Origin of the sequence: Lentibacillus songyuanensis (genome assembly GCF_039548255.1) — a bacterium.
In the GTDB taxonomy this organism is placed as follows: domain Bacteria; phylum Bacillota; class Bacilli; order Bacillales; family Amphibacillaceae; genus Lentibacillus_C; species Lentibacillus_C songyuanensis.
On record NZ_JBCLVH010000002.1, the window covers coordinates 306,535 to 331,851 of the forward strand.

At 40.2% G+C, this 25,317-nt stretch carries 29 protein-coding genes; 11 read left to right on the forward strand and 18 right to left on the reverse strand.

Annotation, left to right across the window (positions count from 1 at the left end; translation table 11 throughout):
• The first annotated feature begins 81 nt into the window (after positions 1-81).
• Positions 82-447 (forward strand): DUF2642 domain-containing protein, encoded by a 366-nt coding sequence (locus WMZ97_RS03530; protein WP_343270676.1) that lies wholly within the window; start codon positions 82-84, stop codon positions 445-447.
• Between the two features lie 13 nt (positions 448-460).
• Positions 461-670 (forward strand): hypothetical protein, encoded by a 210-nt coding sequence (locus WMZ97_RS03535; RefSeq protein WP_343270677.1) that lies wholly within the window; start codon positions 461-463, stop codon positions 668-670.
• 268 nt (positions 671-938) lie between these two features.
• Here the strand turns inward: WMZ97_RS03535 and WMZ97_RS03540 are convergent, their stop codons facing one another.
• On the reverse strand, positions 939-2,219 hold the full coding sequence (locus WMZ97_RS03540) for a glycosyltransferase family 2 protein (protein WP_343270678.1): 1,281 nt from the start codon (positions 2,217-2,219) through the stop codon (positions 939-941).
• A 314-nt stretch (positions 2,220-2,533) separates the two neighbouring features.
• Here WMZ97_RS03540 and WMZ97_RS03545 point away from each other — a divergent pair, with 314 nt between their 5' ends.
• Together WMZ97_RS03545 and WMZ97_RS03550 are read left to right on the forward strand one after the other, a co-directional pair.
• Positions 2,534-3,835 carry a S8 family peptidase gene (locus WMZ97_RS03545; RefSeq protein ID WP_343270679.1) on the forward strand — a complete coding sequence of 434 codons (1,302 nt, stop codon included), beginning with the start codon at positions 2,534-2,536 and terminating at the stop codon, positions 3,833-3,835.
• A gap of 143 nt (positions 3,836-3,978) precedes the next feature.
• Positions 3,979-4,563 (forward strand): cupin domain-containing protein, encoded by a 585-nt coding sequence (locus WMZ97_RS03550; RefSeq protein ID WP_343270680.1) that lies wholly within the window; start codon positions 3,979-3,981, stop codon positions 4,561-4,563.
• Between the two features lie 84 nt (positions 4,564-4,647).
• On the opposite strand, the gene WMZ97_RS03555 is transcribed toward WMZ97_RS03550, so the two are convergent.
• Entirely contained in the window at positions 4,648-5,442 is a 795-nt protein-coding gene (locus tag WMZ97_RS03555) for an HAD family hydrolase (protein WP_343270681.1), read from the reverse strand.
• A gap of 142 nt (positions 5,443-5,584) precedes the next feature.
• On the opposite strand from WMZ97_RS03555, the gene WMZ97_RS03560 reads away from it, so the two are divergent.
• The gene (locus WMZ97_RS03560) at positions 5,585-6,001 is read left to right on the forward strand and encodes a general stress protein (RefSeq protein ID WP_343270682.1); all 417 of its coding nucleotides are present in this window, start codon (positions 5,585-5,587) and stop codon (positions 5,999-6,001) included.
• A 223-nt stretch (positions 6,002-6,224) separates the two neighbouring features.
• Here WMZ97_RS03560 and WMZ97_RS03565 read toward each other — a convergent pair whose 3' ends face one another.
• The gene (locus WMZ97_RS03565) at positions 6,225-7,004 is read right to left on the reverse strand and encodes a 3-hydroxybutyrate dehydrogenase (RefSeq protein WP_343270683.1); all 780 of its coding nucleotides are present in this window, start codon (positions 7,002-7,004) and stop codon (positions 6,225-6,227) included.
• A gap of 119 nt (positions 7,005-7,123) precedes the next feature.
• On the opposite strand from WMZ97_RS03565, the gene WMZ97_RS03570 reads away from it, so the two are divergent.
• Entirely contained in the window at positions 7,124-7,987 is an 864-nt protein-coding gene (locus WMZ97_RS03570) for an EamA family transporter (protein ID WP_343270684.1), read from the forward strand.
• Between the two features lie 267 nt (positions 7,988-8,254).
• Here WMZ97_RS03570 and pssA read toward each other — a convergent pair whose 3' ends face one another.
• Positions 8,255-8,788: a CDP-diacylglycerol--serine O-phosphatidyltransferase gene (gene pssA / locus WMZ97_RS03575; RefSeq protein WP_343270685.1), complete on the reverse strand. Its 534-nt coding sequence runs from the start codon at positions 8,786-8,788 to the stop codon at positions 8,255-8,257.
• Positions 8,789-8,955: 167 nt separating this feature from the next.
• On the opposite strand from pssA, the gene WMZ97_RS03580 reads away from it, so the two are divergent.
• Positions 8,956-9,735 (forward strand): phosphatidylserine decarboxylase, encoded by a 780-nt coding sequence (locus WMZ97_RS03580; protein ID WP_343270686.1) that lies wholly within the window; start codon positions 8,956-8,958, stop codon positions 9,733-9,735.
• 194 nt (positions 9,736-9,929) lie between these two features.
• Here the strand turns inward: WMZ97_RS03580 and WMZ97_RS03585 are convergent, their stop codons facing one another.
• Together WMZ97_RS03585 and WMZ97_RS03590 are read right to left on the reverse strand one after the other, a co-directional pair.
• Entirely contained in the window at positions 9,930-10,526 is a 597-nt protein-coding gene (locus WMZ97_RS03585; protein WP_343270687.1) for a DedA family protein, read from the reverse strand.
• 127 nt (positions 10,527-10,653) lie between these two features.
• Positions 10,654-11,208 (reverse strand): CBO0543 family protein, encoded by a 555-nt coding sequence (locus WMZ97_RS03590; RefSeq protein WP_343270688.1) that lies wholly within the window; start codon positions 11,206-11,208, stop codon positions 10,654-10,656.
• 330 nt (positions 11,209-11,538) lie between these two features.
• Between WMZ97_RS03590 and WMZ97_RS03595 the strand changes: the two genes are divergently transcribed.
• Entirely contained in the window at positions 11,539-12,327 is a 789-nt protein-coding gene (locus WMZ97_RS03595) for a hypothetical protein (RefSeq protein WP_343270689.1), read from the forward strand.
• Positions 12,328-12,333: 6 nt separating this feature from the next.
• Positions 12,334-12,807 (forward strand): hypothetical protein, encoded by a 474-nt coding sequence (locus WMZ97_RS03600; RefSeq protein WP_343270690.1) that lies wholly within the window; start codon positions 12,334-12,336, stop codon positions 12,805-12,807.
• Between the two features lie 41 nt (positions 12,808-12,848).
• Here the strand turns inward: WMZ97_RS03600 and WMZ97_RS03605 are convergent, their stop codons facing one another.
• Genes WMZ97_RS03605 through ectA form a run of 3 tightly spaced genes read right to left on the reverse strand, consistent with a single transcriptional unit; the run spans position 12,849 to position 15,151 of the window.
• Positions 12,849-13,235: an ectoine synthase gene (locus WMZ97_RS03605; RefSeq protein ID WP_343270691.1), complete on the reverse strand. Its 387-nt coding sequence runs from the start codon at positions 13,233-13,235 to the stop codon at positions 12,849-12,851.
• A gap of 39 nt (positions 13,236-13,274) precedes the next feature.
• Complete coding sequence (ectB, locus tag WMZ97_RS03610) at positions 13,275-14,522, reverse strand: diaminobutyrate--2-oxoglutarate transaminase (RefSeq protein ID WP_343270796.1); 1,248 nt, start codon at positions 14,520-14,522, stop codon at positions 13,275-13,277.
• Positions 14,523-14,566: 44 nt separating this feature from the next.
• Positions 14,567-15,151 carry a diaminobutyrate acetyltransferase gene (gene ectA / locus WMZ97_RS03615; RefSeq protein ID WP_343270692.1) on the reverse strand — a complete coding sequence of 195 codons (585 nt, stop codon included), beginning with the start codon at positions 15,149-15,151 and terminating at the stop codon, positions 14,567-14,569.
• A 247-nt stretch (positions 15,152-15,398) separates the two neighbouring features.
• Between ectA and WMZ97_RS03620 the strand changes: the two genes are divergently transcribed.
• Entirely contained in the window at positions 15,399-15,857 is a 459-nt protein-coding gene (locus tag WMZ97_RS03620) for an Hsp20/alpha crystallin family protein (protein ID WP_343270693.1), read from the forward strand.
• A gap of 81 nt (positions 15,858-15,938) precedes the next feature.
• Here WMZ97_RS03620 and WMZ97_RS03625 read toward each other — a convergent pair whose 3' ends face one another.
• The 5 genes from WMZ97_RS03625 to mmgD form a co-directional block, all read right to left on the reverse strand.
• Positions 15,939-16,382 (reverse strand): GNAT family N-acetyltransferase, encoded by a 444-nt coding sequence (locus WMZ97_RS03625; RefSeq protein ID WP_343270694.1) that lies wholly within the window; start codon positions 16,380-16,382, stop codon positions 15,939-15,941.
• 54 nt (positions 16,383-16,436) lie between these two features.
• Entirely contained in the window at positions 16,437-16,667 is a 231-nt protein-coding gene (locus WMZ97_RS03630; RefSeq protein WP_343270695.1) for a YppG family protein, read from the reverse strand.
• Between the two features lie 207 nt (positions 16,668-16,874).
• Positions 16,875-17,780 (reverse strand): methylisocitrate lyase, encoded by a 906-nt coding sequence (gene prpB / locus WMZ97_RS03635; protein WP_343270696.1) that lies wholly within the window; start codon positions 17,778-17,780, stop codon positions 16,875-16,877.
• A gap of 21 nt (positions 17,781-17,801) precedes the next feature.
• Positions 17,802-19,235: a bifunctional 2-methylcitrate dehydratase/aconitate hydratase gene (locus WMZ97_RS03640; RefSeq protein ID WP_343270697.1), complete on the reverse strand. Its 1,434-nt coding sequence runs from the start codon at positions 19,233-19,235 to the stop codon at positions 17,802-17,804.
• A gap of 33 nt (positions 19,236-19,268) precedes the next feature.
• A complete protein-coding gene (gene mmgD / locus WMZ97_RS03645) occupies positions 19,269-20,402 on the reverse strand; it encodes a citrate synthase (RefSeq protein ID WP_343270698.1) in 1,134 nt (377 codons plus the stop codon).
• A 267-nt stretch (positions 20,403-20,669) separates the two neighbouring features.
• Between mmgD and WMZ97_RS03650 the strand changes: the two genes are divergently transcribed.
• Positions 20,670-21,539: a LysR family transcriptional regulator gene (locus WMZ97_RS03650; protein WP_343270699.1), complete on the forward strand. Its 870-nt coding sequence runs from the start codon at positions 20,670-20,672 to the stop codon at positions 21,537-21,539.
• Between the two features lie 9 nt (positions 21,540-21,548).
• On the opposite strand, the gene WMZ97_RS03655 is transcribed toward WMZ97_RS03650, so the two are convergent.
• The 4 genes from WMZ97_RS03655 to WMZ97_RS03670 are packed head-to-tail and all read right to left on the reverse strand — an operon-like array spanning position 21,549 to position 24,998.
• Positions 21,549-22,529 (reverse strand): MBL fold metallo-hydrolase, encoded by a 981-nt coding sequence (locus WMZ97_RS03655; RefSeq protein ID WP_343270700.1) that lies wholly within the window; start codon positions 22,527-22,529, stop codon positions 21,549-21,551.
• Positions 22,530-22,556: 27 nt separating this feature from the next.
• Positions 22,557-23,336 (reverse strand): enoyl-CoA hydratase/isomerase family protein, encoded by a 780-nt coding sequence (locus WMZ97_RS03660; protein WP_343270701.1) that lies wholly within the window; start codon positions 23,334-23,336, stop codon positions 22,557-22,559.
• 24 nt (positions 23,337-23,360) lie between these two features.
• Positions 23,361-24,347 (reverse strand): NAD(P)H-dependent flavin oxidoreductase, encoded by a 987-nt coding sequence (locus tag WMZ97_RS03665; RefSeq protein ID WP_343270702.1) that lies wholly within the window; start codon positions 24,345-24,347, stop codon positions 23,361-23,363.
• Between the two features lie 60 nt (positions 24,348-24,407).
• Positions 24,408-24,998 (reverse strand): TetR/AcrR family transcriptional regulator, encoded by a 591-nt coding sequence (locus WMZ97_RS03670; protein WP_343270703.1) that lies wholly within the window; start codon positions 24,996-24,998, stop codon positions 24,408-24,410.
• Between the last annotated feature and the right edge of the window lie 319 nt (positions 24,999-25,317).

The window sequence follows — 25,317 nt, forward strand, 5'->3', positions numbered from 1 at the left end:
AATAGATGCCCTTACCGTTGGACAACAACAGAATATAGTAAATAAAGAAAGATAAATTTATTACAGAAAGGATGAGTACTGTTGGCACTTACCAATCGTCAAAGAGAGCTGCTGAATTTTCTCAACCAATTGTCACAGAGTATTTCCAATAGTGGGCTAAGCAACGATTTTTCGTTGAACTTACCGGGCTTAAATGTCGATTTTGATGTCGATATTGGAGGAAGTGGTTCAGGCGGAGGAACCATCCCAACTCCACCGGATACCCCTAAAACTATACGTGATGTACTAATGAATTTATTAAACGAGCAGGTACAGATTACCACCCCTTTTGACACCGTTACGGGGACACTTATTGCAGTTAAAGATGATTATGTGGTATTGGTAGAAGGTAACGGGGATCAAACCCTGGTCCGCATAGATAAAATCGAATTCGTCGGTGAAATGTAAGGAGGGTTTATCAATGTTTCAGAATACGTTTGCTGCTGAATTAGCTAATAGAGCAGGTTCGAGGGTTGAGGTTGCAACTGATAACAATCTCATTGATGGCATACTATCAACTGTAACCCCGGAATTAGTTCTTGTGATCGAAATCAACAGTGGTTATGGAAATACCAAAGTATATATTTCCTTATCTGCCATCAATTTTGTTCGTTTCCTCGTAGCAGCCTAATCTTTTCACTATTAATGGGAAAACAAGATCAATTCTTGTTTTCCCATTTTCATTGTTCTTGCTTTCATGTTTTCATGAAACCATTTTGGTAATTCAAGGTGAACCAAACATCTTTAAATAGTCTTAAAAAGAATGTTATATGCTATTACACTCCAAGCTATTATTGAACGCCACAAAAACAACAGTAAATAGATGGAGAACTAAAACATCTGGTATATGCCACTGCTACTATACGACATAAATAGGAAAAGTTTATGGACTCATCTATCTACAACTGATTGTTTTCGTTCGCATCAAGTAACGTAATAAACTCATTCCACTTGGTTCGATTCTTTCTTGTAATGCTTGCTTTGTGTTCACGTACATTATAAACAGTAAAATTCCGATAACAGAATTGCGTTTTCTGAATTAATTTGCTTAACAAACTTATATCTTCATAAAGTCTGCCATTTTCAAACGAAATAACTGGATATCCACCATACTTTTTTAAGAATGACGTTCGGTATACGCGTGGCCCTAACGGAAAATGATAATTTCGTAATTGGTTCCAATTGTTTACAGGCGTACCCTGCAATACTCTTTTAAACTGTACATTTTCTCCTTCCTGCTGCTTCCATTTTCGCAAATTTCCATAGAGAACCGATACATTGGCAGCAAGATCGGCGATATGCTTTCTTATTACTCCAATAGCATCCGGATCCAACCAATCATCTGCGTCCAATTCAAGTACAAAATCTGTCGTAACATGTGGTAATAATTCATTTAACGCCTTTGCCTTCCCACCATTATTTTTGCTGAAAACACTTATTTGCTGATTATTATTCCACTTTTCAAGCCGTTTCATAGAATCATCTGTTGATCCATCATCAATAATCAGTATCTGCTCAGGTGAATCATGTTGAATAACACAAGAAGAAATCGTCTTTTCCAGAAAGCTGCCCATGTTGTAATTTGCGATCATGACGGAAATAGTTGGATGGGAAGATTCACTAATTGTTTGCTGATATTTTCGCATGATCTTTTGCTTCTCAACGTTATTAGCTGTATGGTTTTCCCTTCCTTGTTTGATCAGATCCCTTTCCAACGTAATGGATTTAGGATCTACCGTAAAAAGCCATGCAGACAAAAATGCTTCCTTGAATGGTAACTGGTCAATTGGTACGAACGGGTTCCCTTGAAATAGAGATATACGAACAAGAAAAGGCTGATGAATTTGACGATTGTGAGGCCATGTTGCAATAACCATCTTTTCTTTTGGAAGTTTTAACGTTTCTGCACTTAACCCAGGAGCAATATAGTCCGTATGTTGCATGAACAATAAATAAGTACTCGAACAGTGCTTAATTAAATGGTTTAACATCTCCCCGAGATCCTGATTATGAATCGTAATAAATTGAACATCGTCATACCGATTAACCAAATGTATGTTATTTTCCAAGAAAACATAAACCATTTTTATCTTCGTGGGCAATTGTTTTAATGAGTTTAAAGCTTTATCTAAAGCAGATTGATCGGTATAATGAAGCAATATTGCTGTTATATCCTCCATAAGCCCCTCCTCCTATTTTAGAATTAGGTGTGCGCTGCTAATTGCATCATTACTGTATTGTATTACAACGAAAATAGAGATGTTCAGCAGTTAGTCACAGCTATATTATTGGACTTTCCTCCCGCTATCATTCTTTCTATATAGTTTTTGGTGAATTAATTATCAACAAATTGGTAATTTTGGCATATTTCCATCTTTAGACAAGCCTGGTAAAATATAAATAAGCTGTTATCCCTTTAATCAGCTGATCAGCATTGTTTTTTCACATTGTTTTCGGTAAAGATTTTACAATTAAAATCAAAGGAGGAAACACAATGAGTAATGAAAAACGTCTATGGTTTGAAGAAGCTGGTCGCAAATTGGATCCTGGTCTCGTGGAACAATTACATGTCAAAACAAAAGAGGACCCTCAGGAAATCGGCAACGAGAGCATCCCGGTGATTGTTTATTTCAACCAGCAATCACCGCTCGATGAAAAAGATGATTTCATCAAAACATGCCATACGGAAACTAACAACAATGTCAACAATGAACTCGGATTGGATAATACACTAAGCGGGCAGCTGACACCAAGAATGATCAGAAAGTTAAAGGATCATGGGGCAGTTGACCGCATTTTTTATGATCGGGATGTTAAAGCGCTGCTCGATGTGGCAACAAGGGAAATTGGTGCAAAAAAGGTACAGGAACAACTTGGACTGACTGGAAAAGGGGTAACAGTTGCGGTGATTGATACAGGTATCTATCCTCATGAAGATTTAACTTCGCCTGAAAACCGAATTATCGCTTTTAAAGATTTTGTTCAGAATGAAACGGATGCGTATGATGATAATGGACATGGAACACACTGTGCCGGGGATGTGGCCGGGAATGGTGATCAATCCGGTGGAAAATTCATTGGTCCAGCCCCAAAAGCATCCTTAATTGGAGTAAAAGTGCTTGATCAGGATGGAGGGGGTAAATTATCAACCATCATAAAAGGTATTGCCTGGTGTATCAACAACAAGTCAAAATACAATATCCGCATTATTTCTCTTTCATTAGGAGCTGACGCATTTGAATCCTATCGTGATGACCCCTTAGCACAAGCTGCTGAAAAGGCTTGGCATCATGGTATTGTTGTCTGCGCTGCTGCAGGAAATGAAGGACCCATGGCTAAAACTATTTCTACTCCAGCTATCGATCCATTCATCATTACGGTCGGGTCAGCGGATGACCAGAACACACCAACAAGATCAGATGATACGATTGCAGATTACTCCAGCCGTGGGCCAACCATTGATTCCTTTGTCAAACCGGATATATACGCTCCAGGCACAAACATTATTTCCTTATTGGCCCCAGATTCTACCCTGGCGACCCAGTCACAGGAACAAATTGTGGATGAAAATTATATACAGTTATCAGGTACATCTATGGCAACGCCAATCTGTGCCGGTGTAGTGGCTCTGATGCTGGAAGCTAATCCTTATCTTAGCCCAAATGACGTAAAAAGTATTCTGCAAACCACAGCACCAGCTACACTTGATGACATTTGGGGATACATTGATGCTAGAAGTGCTGTTAGTCTGGCAAAAGAATATACGCAAAATCAACTTGTAGTTAGCGAAGCATAACAGGTCAAAAAACAGCGGTAAAGACACGTTAGTGAGAGTCATTGCCGCTGTTTCCTGCAGAAAGAAATAACCACGTGACACACCCCCTGGCAACTATTGCATAGCCTATTATAGATATCCACAAATGAATGGAGGACGTTAACATGGCTATTTCCAACATGGATTTTTCAGCTTCAACCGTTCAATATTCTTATGATTTAAGCAATAACCCGCTGTTTGAAAAAGATAGTCAAAACTATATCAATGCCCTTGGAGCTAATCGTCTTAACACGATTGGAAATACGTATTTACTTGACATTTACCTGACCAAAGGAAATACCGTTGAACCTCATTATCATCCAAATGCATCAGAAGTTACGTATTGCATCACTGGCTCCGCAACTATTTCACTAATTAATCCATTTAACAATAAGCTTATCAACGTTACCATCTCACCTGGGACAGTGGCAAGCATTCCACAGGGATGGTGGCATTACGCTGAGGCCAAAACAGATGATACCCATCTTCTTGCCATTCATGATACACCAATGCTGCAAACCATCTTTGGGTCAGATATATTACGTCTCACCCCACCAGAGGTTTTGGCCCATAATTACTGCCTGGATGAAAACGAAGTAAAAGATACTTTAGAACCCATTACGGAAACTGTAATCATCGGCCCACCCGAAAACTGTAAAAAAAGCAATCGCTTTCCGGGTTTTCACTACACCCCTAAACTGAGACACTAAGGGCAAATGGTGTCTCATCTTTTCTTTTTTTATTTGTTTTGGTCAATCAACGGGCATAGCTATACCTATCCATCCATTTCCTAGCTAGGCTTTAATCTTTTTTTCCTCTACAATTGATAAAACCTCTGCCAGCTTACCTACCTCATAAGTTGGCACCACATCTTGAAGCAGCTTACCGTAACGGTTTACCCAGATCGACTCCATTCCCGTTCGTGAAGCCCCCAGAATGTCAGTCATCAAATTATCTCCTACCATGATCGCTTCATCGGGGGCAACCTCTAAAATCTCCAATGCATAAGAAAAAATCGCCGGATCCGGTTTCCCCTTACCAAAAGCGCCTGATACAACGATATGATCAAAATACGGAACCAATTCTGGTGTCATATCAAGTTTGGTCTGTTGTAAATCCGGTGAACCATTTGTCAAGAGCAACAAACGGTACTCCCCCTTCAATTCTTCGAGTACAGTAAATGAATCCCCGTAAACAAACGGCATTTTCTTGCGCATTTTGGGAAACGTTTCTGCAAGTCTTTCACCAAACTGCTTATCATCAATTCCCAGTTCTGCTAACCCCTTTGTCCAGGCATCTTTCCTGTATGTCGGAGCAATTTGGCTTAGTTTACGGAATGATTCCCCTTCATCAGTAAAATTCCCCCATAGTCCCTCGAACGGATTAATACCGATTTCCTTAGTAAATTCATATGTATCATAAGAAGCATATAACGCACGAGCGTTTTTGCGTACCTTTTCTTCCAGTAAAACCGGATCCACCTGATAGTTATCTTCAGCCAGTTTACATGTGGCCCGAAATGCCTCCTGGATGCTTTTACTATCCCATAATAATGTATCGTCCAAATCAAATAAAATTGCTTTTAACATTAACTTATATCCCCTTTCACCTTAACCATATTATATTCGCCATCAACTCCATCAATTCCTTTCACTTTTTAAAAAAATAGTCTCATGAAATGGCTTTCATCGAAATAAAATGAAACAAAACTGTATTTGGGAGGTGAAAAGCATGGCCTATGAAATTTATGGACCCTTTTACACCGAAAAAGACGTTATAAAGACGGTTGATGTGTTGGGCTTAAAAGGATTCAAAAGTGATAACATCTTCGTTTTTGCCAATGAACAGATGACGGGCAATTTAATGAACCGGATCGATGCCCAAATAGGAAATAACGCTATTTCTGATCACAATAAACATCCCCTCATCAACAAGATGAAAAATATTTTCTCCCGCAAACTCAACCTCACAACAGATATGGAAGAAAAATTAATTAGTTTGGGTGTCACGACTAGACAGGTTGATAGATATACGTCGGATATTGCATCCGGAAGCATTTTGATCATCGTGTATAATCAAAAACGATGGGGCAACGATGTGACTGAAACGACATCCGTGCTAAAAGTACCGATTATTAAACGTGGGTAAGCCATCTGTTTACTGACAAAGCATAAGGGAAACCTATTATTAGGTTCCCTCCCCAATGTTTGTTATAAAGTGAAACTTCATTCATTGGGGGTCTTACTGCCCGTTAAGGCGGGATAAAATAATGGAACTTATTGAACTATCATTAAAAGAAATTTAATCATGAAGATAGACACTTTAAATACCCTAACGAAACTGGCACAACAGCAGGCTTCGTTTACCACAACTATTGCGCCGTATATCCGCCATCCAACAACACCGCCTGTCCAGTCACACCTTTTGCCCTGTCACTGGCCAAGTATAATGCGTAGTCAGCAATTTCCTGAACATCAAGCAAGCGTTTTTGCGGAATTAGCGGATAAAGAACTTCTTCTAACACTTTCTCCACCGAGACATTCCGGCTGGCTGCCAAATCTTCCATTTGATTTCTGACAAGCGGGGTATCGACATAACCGGGACACATCGCATTGACGGTGATGCCATCCTCTGCTCCTTCTAATGCAGCCACTTTTGTTAATCCAATTAAGCCATGCTTAGCACTGTTATAAGCAGCTTTTCCGGCAAAACCAATCACACCGTTAATTGATGCCATGTTAATAATTCGACCGTACCCTTGTTTTTTCATAATGGGAAATGCATGTTTTATTGCCATAAACGGGGCGACAAGCATCAATTTGGTGATAAAGGCAAATTTTTCGGTTGGAAATTCTTCAATTGGTGCAATATGCTGCATGCCAGCGTTATTGATCAGGACATCAAGCCGGCCATATCGACTGACTGTTTGATCGATCGCTGCGTTTAGTTCCGATTCATTTGTTACATCGCATTTGATAGCGTGACATTCGTATCCTTTTCCGTGAAAGTTTTCCGTTACTTCCTTTAATTTTGCTTCATTAACATCAGAAAAAATAACTTTAGCGCCATCCTTTACAAATTCCTCGCCAATACGATATCCGATACCGCTTGCAGCACCTGTTATGAAAACAACCTTGTTATTAACAAACATAGAAAAACCCTCCATCCCATTCCTATTCGAACTAATTGGACCTTTCTTTTTATGTTTAATTATACTAGAATGAAACCATGTTTTCAGCATTAATTCTTTATTAAAAGAGGTTTTTTACTATGTCCTTATTCGCATTTTTCACGATTATTCTCTCCGCATGTATGCACGCTACCTGGAATTTTCTTGCAAAGAAATCGGATAGCGGCGCAACTTTTGTTTGGCTGTACTTGACCGTAAGCACCGTCATTTATGCGCCAGTTATGATCATCTTCTTCATCGTTTCGCCTACCGTAATTGGCTGGACAGAGCTATTATTTATTGTTGGCAGCGTAATACTCCATTTGGGCTATTCCGTGACATTGCAGAAAGGATACAAGGTTGGTGACCTATCCGTCATTTATCCAATTGCCCGGGGAACCGGACCTTTACTTGTCGCAATTTTTGCCATTTTTTTGTTTAACGAACAGTTGCATTTTATGGGAGTTGTTGGGGTTATCTTGATTGTAGTCAGTGTTTTCATTCTTTCTGGCGGGTTTCAAATGATACGGAAAATAGACTCCATGCTCCCGATCAGCTATGGACTAATGATTGGTGTGATGATTGCAGGGTACACGTTACTCGATAAAGGAGCAGTTAGTATTGTATTGGTTTCACCTTTATTATTAAATTATGCTACGATTCTTGGACAATTTTTGTTGCTGAGCCCTGTCGCAAAAAAGCAATGGAATCAAGTGAAAACAGACTGGAGCAAGCATCGAAAAGAAGCAATCGGCGTGGGCATCCTAAACCCGTTAGCATATATACTCATTTTAACAACAATGATGTTTACTCCGGTTAGTCACGTCGCCCCAGTCCGGGAAGTCAGCATTCTGTTTGGTGCAATTATGGGCACCTATTTGCTTCGCGAAGGCTTCGGTATACGAAGGGGTTTCGCTTCGGGTATGATGGTTATCGGCATAATAGTGCTGGCATTTTCTGACTGATCCAACCCAGAACTGTTATCACGATCGCCTTTTGTTTCCTAGTAAACTTGTTATATACAAAAAAGTTCAATCACAACCTGGTTCGTGATTGAACTTTTTCGTAACGGCCTGTAGATTATCGTGATTTTCTTTAGCCTACTTCTCTATTTCCTTCCAACAATCTTTAGATGAAAACACAAGCAGAAACGATTATAAGAATGTTCAACTAAAAACATCCTCTCCTATATCTTCGTCAAATAAATTTACGTCGTGCAGGCGTTTCTTGTCTCAAAATTTCGTAATCCTAATGTTGCTTACCATTAACACCATTAGAATGGAAATCAGTATGGCAAAAAATAATATCGGTAAAAATGGAATCAATAGTGCACTCAGAATCAGGATAAGCCCGGCAGCCGTTATCGGGATACCGAAAAATGCTCCATCAAATTCTTTTACATTAAACCGGGCAAGACGGATCGCACCACATAGAATATATAGAACGGTTAGGGTCAAACCCACGCCCGGAATCTGGTATAGTACAGTTTGATAGATTAATAATGCTGGTGCAACACCAAACGAAACCAGATCACATAACGAGTCCAGTTCTTTACCAAAATCTGATACGGCATCAAATTTACGGGCGATCATTCCGTCAAAGCGATCAAATAAGGCTGCTAATGCAATAAATAACAGACTCATATGACCAAAACCTCGTGAAATTAAGATAATAGCAATAATACCAAAGCTAAGATTCATTAGGGTTATTCCATTAGCCAAATGTGCTTTCGATTTAGTATAATCAATACGTCGCGACAAAAACATAAATGTCCTCCTCCAAATTCATAAAAAAACGATAAGTGCATGTTCAAAAGATAAAATAAAAATAATTACAGTGTGGGGCGATGTAGCAGCTTACATACCACAACAAAAAACACTCTTTTTATTCTACCACACTTTTTGAACATCCTTTATAAAAGGAATGAAAAACCATGTTAAAAAAATTGTTCACCTGCTTTGTTGAATTAACCGGAAACCAGCTCGCATCAACATTATTAAAGACGTATACACGTTCCTCATTAAGCCGACCGCTTATTCGGCCATTTTTGACGATTTACGGAATTAATCAAGATGAGATTGAACTTCCTATCCATCATTATAAAAGCTTACACGCCTTTTTCACCCGGCGTCTCATTACGAACACCAGGCCTGTTGATCTATCGGAATCCGCATTGATTGCCCCAGTCGATGGCATTGTGAGTGATATGGGGAAAATAACCGGCAAAGATCAGCGTTTTACTATCAAAAATCAGCATTATACGGTAAGTGACGTTCTTGGTGGAAAAAACGAAGAATCAACGTATCAGAATGGATATTTTTATATTCTATATCTTTCACCGAGGCATTATCACCGGATTCACTATCCCATTAACGGGCAGTTACTTCACCGTTATGCACTCGGGGGAACTTCTTTTCCCGTAAATAACCTCGGATTAAGATGGGGTAAAGCACCTTTTTCTACCAATTATCGTATCATTTCAGAGCTGTCTACCGCATTTGGTCGGATGGCAATGATCAAAATAGGTGCATTAAATATTAATAGTATTCATTTGCTGCATGCCCAAGACACGTTCAACAAAGCGGATGAAGTCGGCTATTTTTCTTTTGGTTCCACCGTTGTTTTATTTATCGAACAAAATTCCCATTTCCAACCAGCCGTTATCCCCGGTACCGAGGTTGCGATGGGACAAACCATTGGCGAATGGAATTAAGCCAATGGTCCGTTCCATCAAAGTGGTACTTTTCCCCGCTAATGATAGGGAACAAGAGACTAACTCGCACTCCCGTTCCAACACCTTTGTGACCTGTGTTCTGCGTCCCTAATCAAGTCGGATCTTTACGAGCAGTTGATCTTAAAATATTGAAATAGGAGTGCTACTGCCCGATTAAGAGTGGCTAAAATCTATCATCGCTTTTCCCTGCAACGAATGAAATAGTATAGTAATCCTGTGATCACGGCTGCTGTTACCAATATCACTACCAGCCATATATAATCGTTAAAATACCTCGTAATCAACTGCCAGTTTTCCCCTAATCTATTTCCAATTGTGATAAATGTCGCCACCCAAACGAATGCACCAGTATATGCGAACAATGAGAATCTCTTAAATGAAAATCTGGTGATACCAGCCAAATAAGCAGCAACATGACGTACTCCCGGAATAAAATAGCAAATAAACAGAACCAGCGAGCCATATTTATGAAATAATTGATTTGTTCGAGTAATTGCTTTTTCTTTAATAAATAGTTTGGGTCCAAACTTTAGCAAAAACGGTTCGCCTAGTTTGAGTCCTAGTACATAGCTGATCGATATGCCACACAATGCGCCAGCAAAAGCCGAAACAAATGTTAGAATAAGATGCATTTGACCAGTCGATGTAACAAATCCCAAATAAGTCAACAAAATTTCATCCGGCACAGGGAGACCAACAATTCCCAGCGTAAATAGAAGAAAGATGGCAATATATCCATATTGACCAACCAGTTCATACCAAGTTTCCATGATACAATATACCTGCTTTCATTACCATCAAGTCTAAATTATAGCGACAATATGTCCATTATACTACATCAATCTACCTTTTTCCTTTCTTTTTTAATTTAACTAGTTACAAATGCGCTTTCTCCATTCACCTGTACGATGTATTTGAACCTTTCGTTACCCTGTCTGTCAGCCATTTCACAATGACACCAATCAATATATAAAAAGGAAAGGAATAAATATGCTCCCAATGAATGAGTACATACAAATCCAAGAGTACAAACAACGGTTCTACGAGAAAAGCTGCAAATAAACTAAGTAGTATAAGCGTAGTTAAAAACCATTTCCACCTCCCTATATACTGATATAAAATCATATAACATACTGGAATAACCGCTAAATCAACAGGATAAAATTGCCATGAGAAATATGTTAATTGATGTGGATAAAACCATAAATGAAGGGATCTGCCTGTATCATCCAAGACAAACGTAATCAGACTTGAAATGCACCCTGCTAACAAAATGGATAGCATACGCTGTTTATCAACCAATATAAACCATACCGACCACAACGCTATCATGATGCCAAGGAGCAGCCACCACTGATAAGAGAAAAGTACGTCTTCAAAAAAATATTGCTTGGTTAATTCAACATTGTGTTCTTCTATTTCCAACAAATCAGCTATATTTGATAATAACACGTTTTGTCACCACCTTAATGGAAAGCACAACAATAGGTTTTGTCATTTACCGTTCCCCTATACCTCGAGCATAAAGTGAATCTTCATTAGGCGGATGTTTTTTTCGCTGACAATAGAGGAACAAAAGCTGCGTTACAACGCCTTTATGATCTGCGTCCTGCAGACTGAGAACAGAATTGGACCTGCAGGACAGTTAACCCCAACTTATCCTCTTTGGGTTCACCTTTAAATATTACTGCGGGAGTCTTACTGTCCGTTAAGAGCAGGATAATTTTAATGTATTGGGACAACCTATGCTTGCGATGAATTATCACATGGGAGTTTTTGGGATTGAATAATTACAACAATGATAATACAGCAAGAAGATACTTTGCCCATGTAAGCATATTCGGCACTACGCAATTACACCTCAGAAATCCATATATTATTGGCTGGTGGAGCGCAGCTTTTCCAGGCTTTGGACATCTGCTGTTATCCAAGTATATTCGAGGATTTTTGTTGTTTATGTGGGAAGTTGTCGTTAACCTGAACGCCAATATTAATTTGGGCATTATCTATATGTTTCAGGGGGAATTCGACAAATCTATGCAAGTTTTGGATTTTCAATGGCTTCTCCTTTATATGCCGGTCTATTTATTCGGAATTTGGGATAGTTACCGCACAACCGCTGATATGAACAAAGTCTTCATTCTTGCGGATAGCGAGAATCATCGCTTCAATTCTTTTGCACTTGGTTCTCTGGAAATCAACTATTTGGATAAACGTAACCCCGTAATGGCCGCAATGTGGACACTTTTTGTTCCTGGACTTGGACAATTATATATCCATCGAATCGGCGTTGCTTTTTTTGTCATTATATGGACGATCACCTTCTTTTACTACTCTCACTTTCTGGAGGCTGTTCCCTATTTATTTATTGGCGAAATAGAACGGTCAACAAACTTGATAAAACCAGAGTGGCTTTTATTTTTGCCTTCCGTTTACGGATTTTCGCTGTATGATTCTTATATGAATACGGTTGAAAATAATAAGCTTTTCGAATTGGAACAGCGTAACTATTTGTATGAAAATTATCAAAGTCCGCATTTCAAATTGAAAAAGGGAGAGAAAGTGAAGTGAATATACATGCAGATCATTGCCACTTTTGATAGTACGATTTACTTGGAAATAGCCATCAAACAAATTGAGAAGCGTGGAATTCACCAAGATAATATTTTTGCAGTGCCATTAAATAATCGAGAAGAATCACGCGACTTATTTGACAGCATTCACCGTGCGGACGGGGTTTCTCTGATCGACATGGGCATGGCACTTGCAACTGCATTCTCAGTTGTTGGTATCAGCATCGGATTGCGGTTGGCTTGGGGGCCGATATTATGGGGGTTAATCACAGCATTATTTGGATTTGTGCTCGGATTTATCATTAAATTAATCATTTTACTGATGTCACATAAAAATGAGCGGCAGCTAAAAAGGAAACATGCGGAAATTGTTCTTATTGTAGAATGCGACGAAAGGTTTGCCGCTGAATTAGAGGAAATTCTTTGGAATCATCTTGCTTTTGGAGTAGCTTGGGTTAAACCAATACACGCGGAATAAAAGAACCAGACTAATCATCTGGTTCTTTTTTTATTTGTCTTTTATTCTGTCAGCAACGGATAATATCCTTCTTCATTGTGTGTTTCAGTACCAACTAATGGCGGGTTAAACACACATACCATGCGCATTTGCGTTCTAGCCCGAAGAATATGTTTATCATTCTCGTTTAGGGTATACATAGTTCCAGGTTTCAGTTGCCATACTTCCCCGGTTTCTACCTTTTCGATTTCTCCTTCCCCTTCAATCAGGTATACGGACTCAATATGATTTTTATACCAGAAGTAATTTTCCGTTCCCGCTTTGATGACCGTATCATTAACACTGAAACCCACATTATCTTTTTTTAGCAGAAAACGGCGACTCGTCCAGTTTTCTCCAGACGTCTCATCCTCTGTTCCTATAATGTCTTCTAGTGATTTTACAATCATGTACATAGCTCCTCTCTAATCGTTTGCATAACTAGTATATTACCGTAAAACGCAATTAATGCTTTCATCTAAAATGGTCATACCTTTTTCCAGTCCTGCTTCATCAATAATCAATGGTGGTAAAAATTTTATAACCTCATCATTTGGCCCGGATGTTTCCACAATCAGTCCACGTTCAAATGCTTCGGCACAAATTTTTCCAGTGAGATCGTCCGTGTTATCGATAGCAATTCCTTGCATCAAACCTCTACCGCGAGCTTCTCCGTTTAACTCAGGATATTTTTCGATGATTCCGTTAATTTTATCACGTAAAATGCTTGCTTTTTCCATAATTGCTTCACTAAATTCATCTGTTTCCCAATACGTTAATGCTTCGGTTGCGGCTAGAAATGCCATATTATTACCACGGAACGTTCCGTTATGCTCTCCAGGCCCCCATTGGTCATATTCCGGTTTGATTAATGTAATGGCCATTGGCAGTCCTATACCGCCAATTGATTTAGATAGACAGACAATATCCGGATTAATACCTGCAGGCTCAAAACTGAAGAAGGTTCCCGTTCTGCCGCATCCCGCCTGCACATCGTCAACAATCAGTAAAATATCCCAGCGCTTACAAATATTCTCTACTTTTTTCAACCATTCCATGCGAGCAGCATTAATGCCACCCTCTCCTTGCACCGTTTCCAAAATGATCGCTGCTGGTAATGCGACTCCACTGCCGCTATCTTCCAAAAATCGTTCCAAATAAGCAATAGAATCCTGATCTTCTACATATTCATCGAATGGCATAGATACGGAATGATGCAATGGGATTCCTGCACCATGGCGTTTAAATGAATTTCCTGTCACAGACAGCGAACCGATTGTCATCCCATGAAAGGCATTTGTAAAACTAATTACCGTATCGCGACCGGTTACCTTCCGTGCTATTTTCAATGCACTTTCAACAGTATTGGTTCCGGTTGGTCCAGGAAACATAATCTTGTAGTCCAATTCCCGCGGGCTAAGAACGACATCCTTAAAACGTTGTAAAAAATCTTGTCTTGGTGTTGTACCCATGTCAAGACTATGAAGGATTCCGTCATTTTGAATATAATCAATTAATTTTTCTTGCATAGCGGCATTATTATGGCCATAATTTAACGCCCCTGCTCCTGCAAAAAAATCAATATACGTTTTATCATCGATATCCCACAGCATATATCCCTTGGCCTTCGTAAAAACAGTCGGCCAACCACGGCTGTAGCTTCGTACGGCAGATTCCAATTCTTCAAATGTTTTCATTTTCGTATCGCTTAATACTGCTGTTGTCAAATTAATCAGTCCTTTTATCCGTTTATTTTTTCCTTAAGCGGTCCAATCTTGTACAATAATTCATTTTCATGTCCTGTGCGTGGGAAATCAATGGATAGAAAATAATTCGATATCGAGCATTCTGTATCAAGTTTCTTCGCAAGGCCTAAAAATAAATGCTGTGATGGAATGTTTGACGGGGAAACAGTCGCTTCTACATACTCTATATCACGACAACCCTCGCGTTCCAATAACTCAAATAACATTCGGGTTCCCAGTCCATTACCACGTTGGGATTCATCTACAGCCACTTGCCAGATAAAAAGGCGATTCACATTTTTCGGATTGATAAACCCGGAAATGAAACCGACAATATCTCCATCTTTCTCTACCACAATGGATGTTTCTGAAAATATCTCACACCACATCAGGTAGCTATAGGAAGAGTTCAAATCCAATACACCAGTATTTTTCACCAGCTCCCAAACTGCCGCTCCATCATTTTTTTCAGGTTTACGAAAACGAAATTTCTTTGTTGTTACCGTTGGCTTGACTAATTCCTTCGTTGCACTTTTACTAATGCTCCCACCTCCAGATTGATATGTGTGAAAAACAATCACATGTTTAATAGCTTAAACGACAGCCAATATTTCGTCAAAACGCATTAAACGTGATATAACGTGGTTAAACGTGATCCATCGTGATGATCGATACTTAATGATCTTACCTTATAAATTGCTAACATATAGTATCGAATAGTCGGAATTTAACCAAGTTGGGAATTGGCCTCCTAAAATCGCCCAGCCCTTTTCGCGTTTTTGTGCATAGTTTATTAGTGAATTAAACATAAGTGAGGTGAGTGTTGCCTTGAGTGAGAACAACGATAAGCAGTCAAAGCGATCTGAACGGCAGCCATTCAATCATCTGCTGGACCAAATCGATTCCTTTTTTAATGATTCCGTTAACAACTTTAATTCTTTAGTTAACCGGCGTTCCATTCGCGTCCATACCCATGAAACCAAGTCAAGTGTAGTAGTTGAGGCAGAATTGCCAGGCTATAAACGGGATCAAATTCAACTTGAAATCATTGGTAACCAATTACGAATTATCGCCGAGAATCGATCCAGTTTTGAAGGGAAAAATAAAACTGGCCAGAGCGTTCATAAGGAAGAGTCGTACCAAACGCTGGAGCGTCTCATTACATTGCCCTTCACCATTTCCGAAAAAGATACCAGTGCCGTTCTGAAAGATGGGATCCTGAAAATTTCCATCCCAAAGAAGAATGATAGCAGAAAGTTTATCAACATCTTTGATAATGAAAACTAAACAAAGGAAGTAAGCCGGATTCCCATGTGGCGGAACCGGCTTTTTTTGGTTGTTTTAACCTTTGGCGAAATAAAAACGCTTTTATTCCAGCTTTTTTGTCATTAATACAGAGGTATCTGTAAATCCGAGTTTTTGATACAGTTGTTTCGCAGCATTTCCAACATAAACTTGTAATTGCACCTGTTTCAAGCCCGCATCTTCTAATTCGCAAAGCGCCCGATTACATAGTTTTTCAGCAATTCCCTGTTCCCGGTATTCTGGAAGGATATAAATTTCTGAAATAAATCCTATTATTTCCCCTGAAAGAGTATCAATATTTCGTCCAATGCCGATCCATCCACGTACTTTATTTTGATTACTATCAACCAAATAGTATCCACCGCTATTAATGGTAGCTGATACGACAGAATATCTATGATTAGCTGTCAATAGTGTATCATGATCTGCAATCGACTCTCGTCTTACTTGGCGCGCGTGCTGCTTGATAATTTGCAAATCCCGGAGTGTTGCCTTTTGGATTGTCATTCACATCAAATCCTTTGCTTATGGCTAATCTCAATGTAACTGTGTAATGGCTGTTTATTTGAAGAATCTCGTTACTAGCGGGCTAACCATTGGACTGACTTGCTGGTAAATTTGATTAACTTGTTTAGCTGTTGTAGAAATCTTATCAAAATCAACGTTTCCTTCAGGTGTTTGGAACATTGCTAAAACATTTGACCGATTCTTCGGTTGTTGTTGCTGTCGCTGCATTCGCGGCATGGCAAACGGAGATGGTGGCATCGGTCGTCGTTGTCTTACAGGAAACATATACGAACACCTCCTTCATATTATCGTCTACGTTATCCTATTCCAAATTCACAAATAGTGAAAAGGATGAATGCCCTTTAAAAACACAAGGTGGTGAAGACATGATTATAGCCAAATATACGAAACAGAGTACTTCATCAAAAAAGAGGAACCCCAATCGAAATAAGGTTCCTCTTTACTGTATATATATCACTTAATTATCATTCATTAATCATCTTGCAAAACGGTTTTGGCGATATTTTGATCAAGTGCCTCAAAGTCATGTAACGATATAGTTTCATATAACTCTTTTCGCGTTTGCATATCGTCAAGTCCGGATTTTTGTGTACCTTCTTCCATAATCAAGCCAAATATACGTTCATAGGCTTTGGCAGCCACCCGCAAAGAGGTAACTGGATAAATAACCATTTGGAAGCCCATATCCTGAAATTCTTGTGCCGAAATATATGGCGTCTTACCAAACTCCGTCATATTTGCCAGTAGCGGTGCATCAATTTTTTGTGCACATAACTGAAACTCCTCTTGCGTCTGCAGCGCTTCTGGGAAAATCGCATCAGCACCAGCCTCGATGTATACTCTAGCCCGTTCGATGGCTGCATCAATGCCCTCAACAGCTTTGGCATCTGTACGAGCCACAACAACCAATGAAGGGGCAACCTTTTTGATCGCTTGAATTTTCTGGGCCATTTCCTCTTTTGTCACCAGCTGTTTCCCATTCAAATGGCCACATTTTTTCGGAAGCTGCTGATCCTCAATTTGCACAGCTGCTACATTAGCCTCCAGCATCTCCATTGCTGTGCGGGCCACATATAAGACGCCGCCAAATCCGGTATCAATATCAACAAGTACTGGAAGGTTGGCTGCCCGTACCAGCTCTTTTGCCCGATCGGCCACTTCCGTTGACGTAACGATACCAAGATCTGGCAACCCCTGACTTGCGGTATATGCTCCTCCTGATAAATACAGAGCGGAGAATCCTGCTTTTTTTGCCATTAGGGCGGCCATGCCATCATGGGCCCCTGGAATTTGTAAAATTTCCTTCTCCTGAATCAATGCTTTAAATTGTGCTGCTAATTCTTCTTGAGAGGATGATTGATCCACTATCCATGCCATTTACACGATACCTCCTGCCATTTATAAGAATAACTCAACAAATTCATTTACGTTCATTTGTGCTACGTTTTGATAATCACTGGTGATAGCTACTATTCTCTTTTGTTTCTTTTCCGGATACTGGGTTGCTAGATTCGCAGCATATTTAGTTAACACTTTCGGAAACGCTTCTTCCCGACGAAAACGATGACCTAATGGGTATTCAACTGCAATGTTTTCCGTTGAAGTACCGTCTTTAAAATGTACCTGTACCGCATTCGCAATAGAACGTTTATCTGGATCTAAGTAATCCTCTGTATATGCTTTGTTTTCCGTGATAACCATTTTATCACGCAATGCATCGATCCTAGGATCAGCCGCTGCGTCATCCTCATAATCCTCTGCCGTTACATTTCCTTTAATTAGACCCACTGCGGTAATATATTGAATACAATGATCCCGATCGGCCGGGTTATACAATGGACCTTTTTTATCAATGATTCGGATTGCTGATTCATGCGTTGTAATGGTTACCTGATCAATATCCTCCAACCGGGATTTTATCTCTGGGTGCAGTTGCACAGCTGCTTCAGCGGCAGTTTGTGCATGAAATTCAGCTGGATAGGACACTTTAAATAATATATTCTCCATTACATAGCTGCCAAGTGGCTTGCCAAGTTTAAGCTCCTGCTCACCGAATAATACATCCTGGAATCCCCAGCCGGGAGCACTTAGCGCTGTTTCATATCCCATCTCCCCTTGCATGGCCATCATTGCCAGACGTACACCACGGCTTGTTGCATCCCCGGCAGCCCATGACTTTCGGGATCCCGTATTTGGAAAATGACGGTACGTACGCAGACTGGAATTATCAATCCAAGCATTGGAAACAGCATTAAAAATCTCATCCCGACCCCCGCCTAGCAGCTTCGTTACAACTGCAGCTGTAGCTATTTTTACATATAATACATGGTCAAGACCAACACGATTCAAACTGTTCTCTAAAGCAAGGATTCCTTGAATTTCATGTGCCTTAATCATCATTTCCAATACTTCCTGAACCGTGACAGGTGCTTCCCCTTTACTGAGTCGCTGCTGGCTGACATAATCCGCCGTAGCTAGGATTCCACCAAGATTATCTGAAGGATGTCCCCATTCAGCAGCAAGCCATGTATCATTATAATCTAGCCAGCGAATCATCGAGCCGATATTGAATGCCCCTTGTACTGGATCAAGTACATGTGGCGTTCCGGGAACCCGGGTTCCATAAGGCACAACTGTACCTGGTACAATTGGCCCCAGCAATTTTGTACATTCCGGATAGTTCAGTGCCAGTATCCCACAACCTAACGTATCAATCAATATATAATGTGCTGTGGAGAATGCCTCCTTGCTCGTTATTCGTGTATTTAATACGTAATCCGTGATCTCTTCAATTAACGAATCAGTCGTCTTTTTTTCTTGCAATTTTTCCATTGTCAGCTTCCTTTCCATTGTCCATTTCATCATTTATCGTTCTGTGTAGCAACCGTCATTTATAGATCCCTCACCGGTGTATTTAACTCGCGGGCGAAATAGCCGATTATTGGCATGCTGCTCTGTAATATGCGCACACAAACCAGCAGTTCGGGAGCTAAAGAAGATTGGTGTATATAAAGGAATCGGAATTCCCAGCATCCAATAAACCGGGGCTGCATAGTAATCCAGATTTGGATATAGCCCCTTTTCTTCTGCCATAACGCTTTCTCCAGCTTCACACATATCCAGTAGCAGGGAATCTCCTTTTAATTCACACAGCTGCTTCAAAGATTCTTTCATCATCAAGGCACGAGGGTCCATCTTTTTCATATAGACACGATGGCCAAACCCCATGATTTTTTCTTTGTGCTGCAATTTCTTTTGTAGCAACTCTTCAAATTCTTCAACCGAATTTGCTTCCTTCAACATATACATGACCGCTTCATTGGCCCCGCCATGCAAACTTCCTTTCAATGACGATACAGCTCCTGTTAGTGCACCATACATGTCTGCTTGTGTGGAAGCAATAACCCTTGCTGCAAATGTAGAGTTCGGCATTTCATGTTCGCTGTATAATAAAAGGGAACGATCAAAAATGGCAGCTTCCATTTCAGTTGGCTTATTGCCAGTAATCATATACAAAAAGTTGGCACTGTAGTCTAATTCCTGATCTGGTTCAATCAATTTTTGATTCGTTATTAATCGATAACTGTTTACCGTGATGGCAGGCAGTTTTCCAAGAATTTCATACGCTCTCTTTTTATTTGCTTCCTCTGATCGATCCTGAATCGTCGGATCAAATCCGGCCAATACCGATACGCCTGTTCGCTGGCCATCCATCGGGTGTGTTTCCTTTGGAAGGGATTGTAAAACATCGGTTACGGTCTGCGGAACATCATAATTCGCTTTTAATTTATCTTCCAATGCCAGGCGTTCTTCAACTGACGGTAGCGTCCCTTCCAACAACAAATAGACAATATCTGCGTACGTTTTTCGTTTGGATAAATCGATTAAGTCATACCCTCTGATAATTATTTTTTCCTGCTCTGTATCTAGTAACGAGATGGCCGTTTCTGCTGCAATAACACCTTCCAAGCCTGGTACAAATGCATCTTGCGTCTTCATCAATATATCCTCCTTTTTTGCTCACTAATCTGTTATTGAAATCCCTTTCAAAAAACACACAATGATCCCATGTAACCTGCCATTCTTTCATTTCTACTATAATTCTATTATAAGGTAGAAATGAAGATAAAGAAAATATATAATAATAATTACCAGCTATAGATTTTTTTAATGTCTATACCATTTGATAAGCGGCTGTTTCGTACAAAGTTGAAAATGTTCACTGGACACTGAAGCAGGAACTAAGTTGGAAAGAGGTGTTTGTCGATGAATTATCAGGATTGGAAAATGCTCACGACGCTGTACACAACTGAAAATATAACCAAAGCATCTCAACTATTATTTTTGTCACAGCCTACGTTGACATCCAGAATTCAAAAACTGGAAACGTATTATGGCGTACAGCTTATTATGCGAAAGCGACGAGGAATTACGTTTACCCCTGAAGGAGTTAAACTTGCCCTGCATGCCAAGACAATGCTCGATGAACAGCGAAAAATTGAAGAAACCATCAACAATATGAAAAGCCATGTGGCAGGCACGCTACGGGTCGGAGCATCAAATTTCTTCGGATTAAATAAAATGCCCAAAGTGCTACGTTTATTCAAACAAAAATATCCAGATGTAGAATTCCAGGTCGTAACTGGATGGAGCAGTGAAATGCATCGATTGATTTTAAATCATGATGTACATGTCAGCTTTATTAAGGGAGACTATTCCTGGAAGGATAAAAAGGACTTACTTTATGAAGAGGCAATATGTGTTGCGTCCCCATGGGAATTCAAGTGGGAAGAACTTCCGAAGTTACCGCGAATTGATTACTATACCGACGAGAATATGAAGAGCCTTGTGGAGGATTGGTGGTATACGAATTATAATCAAACCCCTAATATTAATATTCAGGTTAATCAAGTGGAAACCTGCAAGGAAATGATTATCAATGGATTAGGGTATGCTGTTTTGGCTAATCTTGTTGTCCGGTCACATCCAGAGCTGGTCGTTAAAGTAATCCATGATACAGGCGGAGAACCGATTACCCGTAAAACATGGATGTACTATAACGAAGACTCCCTGCAGATGAATATTGTCCGCGCATTTGTTGAATTCATCCGCCAATTGGATGTAAAAGCCTTATGAAAGATGATATCATACGGAATACCAATACGACCCATTTCGCATTTCACGTTTGCATTCACCTTTATGACGCAAATATTCCAGATGGGCAAGTGTTTCTCCCACCGCAAACCGCATTTCATGGACATTAAGCCTTTTTTGAAAAAGCTTATGACAGGCATCATAAACACTTGCCCCGTCCACAATAGCATCCAGCGCAGCCGTCAATCGCTCCTCATGATGCTGCTCGATTTCATTGATGCGCTGATTGGCGCCATAAAAAGGTTTACCATGTGAAGGGACCACCAGATCAGCATTCAGCTTTTTTACTTTTTCTAATGAGTTTAAATAACTTGCCAATGGGTTTGCGTCACCATGAAACCAGTACGAAATATTCGGGGTAATCTTTGGTAAAATATGATCCGTTGATAAAAGTATGTTTTTATCCTGATTATAAAAACTGACCAATCCATCCGAATGTCCCGGTGTAAAGATTACCTCATATTCATTGCCGCCGATTTGCAGCCTTTCTCCTTCTTCCAAGTAATGGTCGACATCAGGATATGGTGTGACGCGGTCAACAAACTCTTCTGTATTCTCCGTCATATTTGCTGCCACATCGTCCGGAACTCCAGCCAACTTATAGTTCCCATCAAGTTGCGACAGGAAGCTCTCCGTCCAAGCGTTGATACCCGCATCATAATCTATCTTGGTCATAGACACGATAGCACCTGTTTTTTCCTGCAACCCGCCAGCATAACCAAAATGATCCGGATGATAATGCGTAATAATGATATCAGTAACCGTTTTTTGTTTCAATTCCTCGTCCCATCTTGCTTTCGTTTCCTGATTGTGTAGTCCTGCATCAATGACTGTCCAGCCGTTTTCCCCTTCAGCCAGAAAACAATTGACATGGTTGAGACGAAACGGAAGGTCCAGTGTAACCGGGATTAAGTTAAATGGTTTCAAGACATCCCGCACTTCTTGTTGTGTCTGAATGATCTGTTTAGACATTGACTGATTTCTCCTTTCTCTTCACTTCTATTTGCCAGTAAAATGAGCCGGCCGCTTCTCCAAAAAGGCCTGAATTCCTTCCTTTGCATCTTCTGACTGAAACATTAATGACTGAATCATGTTTTCTTGCATCAAGCTTGCTTCATGGCAGAATTCGCCTGCATGATTAAATAGATACTTTACGAACTTATTCGAAAATGGAGGCCCCTCTACGATAAATTGCGCAAATTCAGCTGCTTCTTTGACAATATTTTTACCTTCTGCTAACCGATTAATCAATCCTTTTTCATAAAGTGTATCGGCACTAATTGGTTTCCCCGAAGCGACCCACTCCTTAGCAATGGGCGATGGAACGCTTTCTGCCAGCAATTTGATTAATCCCAAATCTGGAACCAACCCGATGTTTCGAAAACTGGCAACGAATTTTGCTTGTTTATCAGCAATGATGAAATCAGATGCCAATGCAAGACTAAATCCTGCCCCAGCAGCAAAACCATGAACAGCACTGATTACATATTTATTCAAATGGAGAATTGTTTTGGTTAATGATGATGCTGTTTCCATATAGGTAATTGCATCCGCCGAATTACTGCTGCTGCTCATAGCATCGATATCACCGCCGGCGCAATATGCCTTTCCTGCTCCGGACAGGATAATCGCTCTTACGTGATCATCTTTCTCCGCCTCCTTTAGAGCATGAATGGTTTTCGTAACAAGTTCAACGGATAAAGCATTCCGCTTATCTGGTCTGTTCATGGTAATATAGCAAATTTGCTTGTCATTCTTTATCTCTACAACTTCCGTCATCTGTGCACCTCCTTAGTGCCTGCATTATTGTTTTTGTATCGATGTTTTTCTTGATACCTTTTCAATAGCTTCATCATAATCCGTCTTCAATTCTTCCACAATTTGCGCCACAGACTGGCTCGTATTGATCGAACCTACACCTTGGCCGGCACCCCAAACATCTTTCCATGCCTTTACCTCTTTATTTCGCAGCTGAGAGAAATCAACCTTTTCCTTTTTCTGTAGATTGCCCGGGTCGAGTCCTGCAGCTGTAATACTCGGAAGCAAATAATTGGCATTCACACCGCTAAATGCATCGGTATAAACGATATCCTCAATCGAAGCGTCCACAATCATGTCCTTATAACCACCTTGTGCAGAACTTTCTTTGGCGGGGATAAACCGTGTCCCCATGTACGAAAAGTCAGCTCCCAGTAATTCAGTTACAAGAATATCTTCTCCTTTGGTCATACCGCCGGATAATGCAAGCGGTCCGTCAAAAAATCCCCGTACTTCATGCACAAACGAAATAGGATTATATGTACCACCATGGCCCCCTGCCCCCGCTGCGACTAGAACGAGTCCATCCGCACCTTTTTCAATTGCTTTCTTGGCAAATCTTATGTTAATCACATCAGAGAAAACAACACCATCATATGCATGCACAATTTCAGCAACCGGGCCAGGATCCCCCAATGATGTAATAACTAATGGCGGCTGATACTTCTCAATTAATTTTAAATCTTCCACATACCGTTTATTCGACCGATGAACAATAAAATTAATACCCCAAGGAGCAACTTTTTCCCCCGGACGTTGCTGCTTGATTTGATCCAAATCCGCATTAATCTCTTGCATCCACTCCTCCAGGATCTCACCCGCTCTGGCATTTAAAGCGGGGAACGTACCGGCAATCCCTGAAGCGCAGGCGCTGATAACCATTTTTGGGTTACTAACGATAAACATAGGCGCCATAATCACTGGGATTTCCATTGATTCTTTCATTTGTGCTATTTTGTTTTTGATTTGCATGGTTGTTACACACCTTCCTTTATATTCGTCGAAATCCTCACTGAATGAAGTCTCACTTTATTACTGCTTAATAAGCATTCGTAGCAAATACATGGATATAGATTGAGCCAATCCCTTTTTATCCTTCTGACCGTGAGGCGAGTACCATTCGATCACCCAATTCATTGCCCCTAATATAATATTGCGAACAATCTTTATATCTACCTCCGCAAACACACCTTGTTCGATCCCCACATGTAACAAATCATCGATATACTCACTATATTGATTCCTCAAACGCAGAATCTCTGCTAATTGCCCCCCTATGAAAAATTGCTCCGGTTTCACTCCCATGGCAAAACCGGTCCTTTCTGTAATCAGATATTCAATATGTACCAGCATCGTTTTACGGAGCTTTTCTATTATTTGTAAGTCTTCATTGCTGATTTTCTCAATGTGTGCAATGCTTTGTTCCAATAACATCTTTTGACTTTGAAATAACAAATCCTGTTTATCTTTAAAATAGTAATAAACAGATCCCTTGGTCATCAGCAGCTTGGAAGCAATATCCTCCATCGTCGTGGCATGATAGCCTTTTTCACTAATAATACTTACAGCGGATTTAATCATGTCTTCTTTTTTCTTCGCAGCTTTTTGTTCGCGTAATGACAAGTCCAAACACTTCCCCGATGTTTTACTATAATTTCTGGCGGTTACCATTATTCTAACTATTCATTTTTTGAATGTCAAGTTAAAATAAAGCGTCGCTTCATTCAGTGGAAGCTTTCGACGAATAGCATGTTCTAATGCAGGCGTATCCCCAGGACTTGGCGTACCTAGCCTGCACTTTCATCCCCACTGAGACAGAAGGAGGACAAAGGCTAAGAACGAGAACACCTGAGTTGCAAGGCCCTTGTGACCTGTATCGTGCAGGCCGAGAACAGGATTGGACCTTTGTCATCCAGTTGACCCCCACCTATCTTTTTTAGTT

Bases quoted from the DNA above. Each gene is read 5' to 3' on its own strand.
- WMZ97_RS03535 (WP_343270677.1), top strand. From the start codon at position 461: ATGTTTCAGAATACGTTTGCTGCTGAATTAGCTAATAGAGCAGGTTCG.
- WMZ97_RS03540 (WP_343270678.1), bottom strand. From the start codon at position 2,219: ATGGAGGATATAACAGCAATATTGCTTCATTATACCGATCAATCTGCT.
- WMZ97_RS03545 (WP_343270679.1), top strand. From the start codon at position 2,534: ATGAGTAATGAAAAACGTCTATGGTTTGAAGAAGCTGGTCGCAAATTG.
- WMZ97_RS03550 (WP_343270680.1), top strand. From the start codon at position 3,979: ATGGCTATTTCCAACATGGATTTTTCAGCTTCAACCGTTCAATATTCT.
- WMZ97_RS03555 (WP_343270681.1), bottom strand. From the start codon at position 5,442: ATGTTAAAAGCAATTTTATTTGATTTGGACGATACATTATTATGGGAT.
- WMZ97_RS03560 (WP_343270682.1), top strand. From the start codon at position 5,585: ATGGCCTATGAAATTTATGGACCCTTTTACACCGAAAAAGACGTTATA.
- WMZ97_RS03565 (WP_343270683.1), bottom strand. From the start codon at position 7,004: ATGTTTGTTAATAACAAGGTTGTTTTCATAACAGGTGCTGCAAGCGGT.
- WMZ97_RS03570 (WP_343270684.1), top strand. From the start codon at position 7,124: ATGTCCTTATTCGCATTTTTCACGATTATTCTCTCCGCATGTATGCAC.
- pssA (WP_343270685.1), bottom strand. From the start codon at position 8,788: ATGTTTTTGTCGCGACGTATTGATTATACTAAATCGAAAGCACATTTG.
- WMZ97_RS03580 (WP_343270686.1), top strand. From the start codon at position 8,956: ATGTTAAAAAAATTGTTCACCTGCTTTGTTGAATTAACCGGAAACCAG.
- WMZ97_RS03585 (WP_343270687.1), bottom strand. From the start codon at position 10,526: ATGGAAACTTGGTATGAACTGGTTGGTCAATATGGATATATTGCCATC.
- WMZ97_RS03600 (WP_343270690.1), top strand. From the start codon at position 12,334: ATGCAGATCATTGCCACTTTTGATAGTACGATTTACTTGGAAATAGCC.
- WMZ97_RS03605 (WP_343270691.1), bottom strand. From the start codon at position 13,235: ATGATTGTAAAATCACTAGAAGACATTATAGGAACAGAGGATGAGACG.
- ectB (WP_343270796.1), bottom strand. From the start codon at position 14,522: ATGAAAACATTTGAAGAATTGGAATCTGCCGTACGAAGCTACAGCCGT.
- WMZ97_RS03625 (WP_343270694.1), bottom strand. From the start codon at position 16,382: ATGACAATCCAAAAGGCAACACTCCGGGATTTGCAAATTATCAAGCAG.
- WMZ97_RS03630 (WP_343270695.1), bottom strand. From the start codon at position 16,667: ATGTTTCCTGTAAGACAACGACGACCGATGCCACCATCTCCGTTTGCC.
- prpB (WP_343270696.1), bottom strand. From the start codon at position 17,780: ATGGCATGGATAGTGGATCAATCATCCTCTCAAGAAGAATTAGCAGCA.
- WMZ97_RS03640 (WP_343270697.1), bottom strand. From the start codon at position 19,235: ATGGAAAAATTGCAAGAAAAAAAGACGACTGATTCGTTAATTGAAGAG.
- mmgD (WP_343270698.1), bottom strand. From the start codon at position 20,402: ATGAAGACGCAAGATGCATTTGTACCAGGCTTGGAAGGTGTTATTGCA.
- WMZ97_RS03650 (WP_343270699.1), top strand. From the start codon at position 20,670: ATGAATTATCAGGATTGGAAAATGCTCACGACGCTGTACACAACTGAA.
- WMZ97_RS03655 (WP_343270700.1), bottom strand. From the start codon at position 22,529: ATGTCTAAACAGATCATTCAGACACAACAAGAAGTGCGGGATGTCTTG.
- WMZ97_RS03660 (WP_343270701.1), bottom strand. From the start codon at position 23,336: ATGACGGAAGTTGTAGAGATAAAGAATGACAAGCAAATTTGCTATATT.
- WMZ97_RS03665 (WP_343270702.1), bottom strand. From the start codon at position 24,347: ATGCAAATCAAAAACAAAATAGCACAAATGAAAGAATCAATGGAAATC.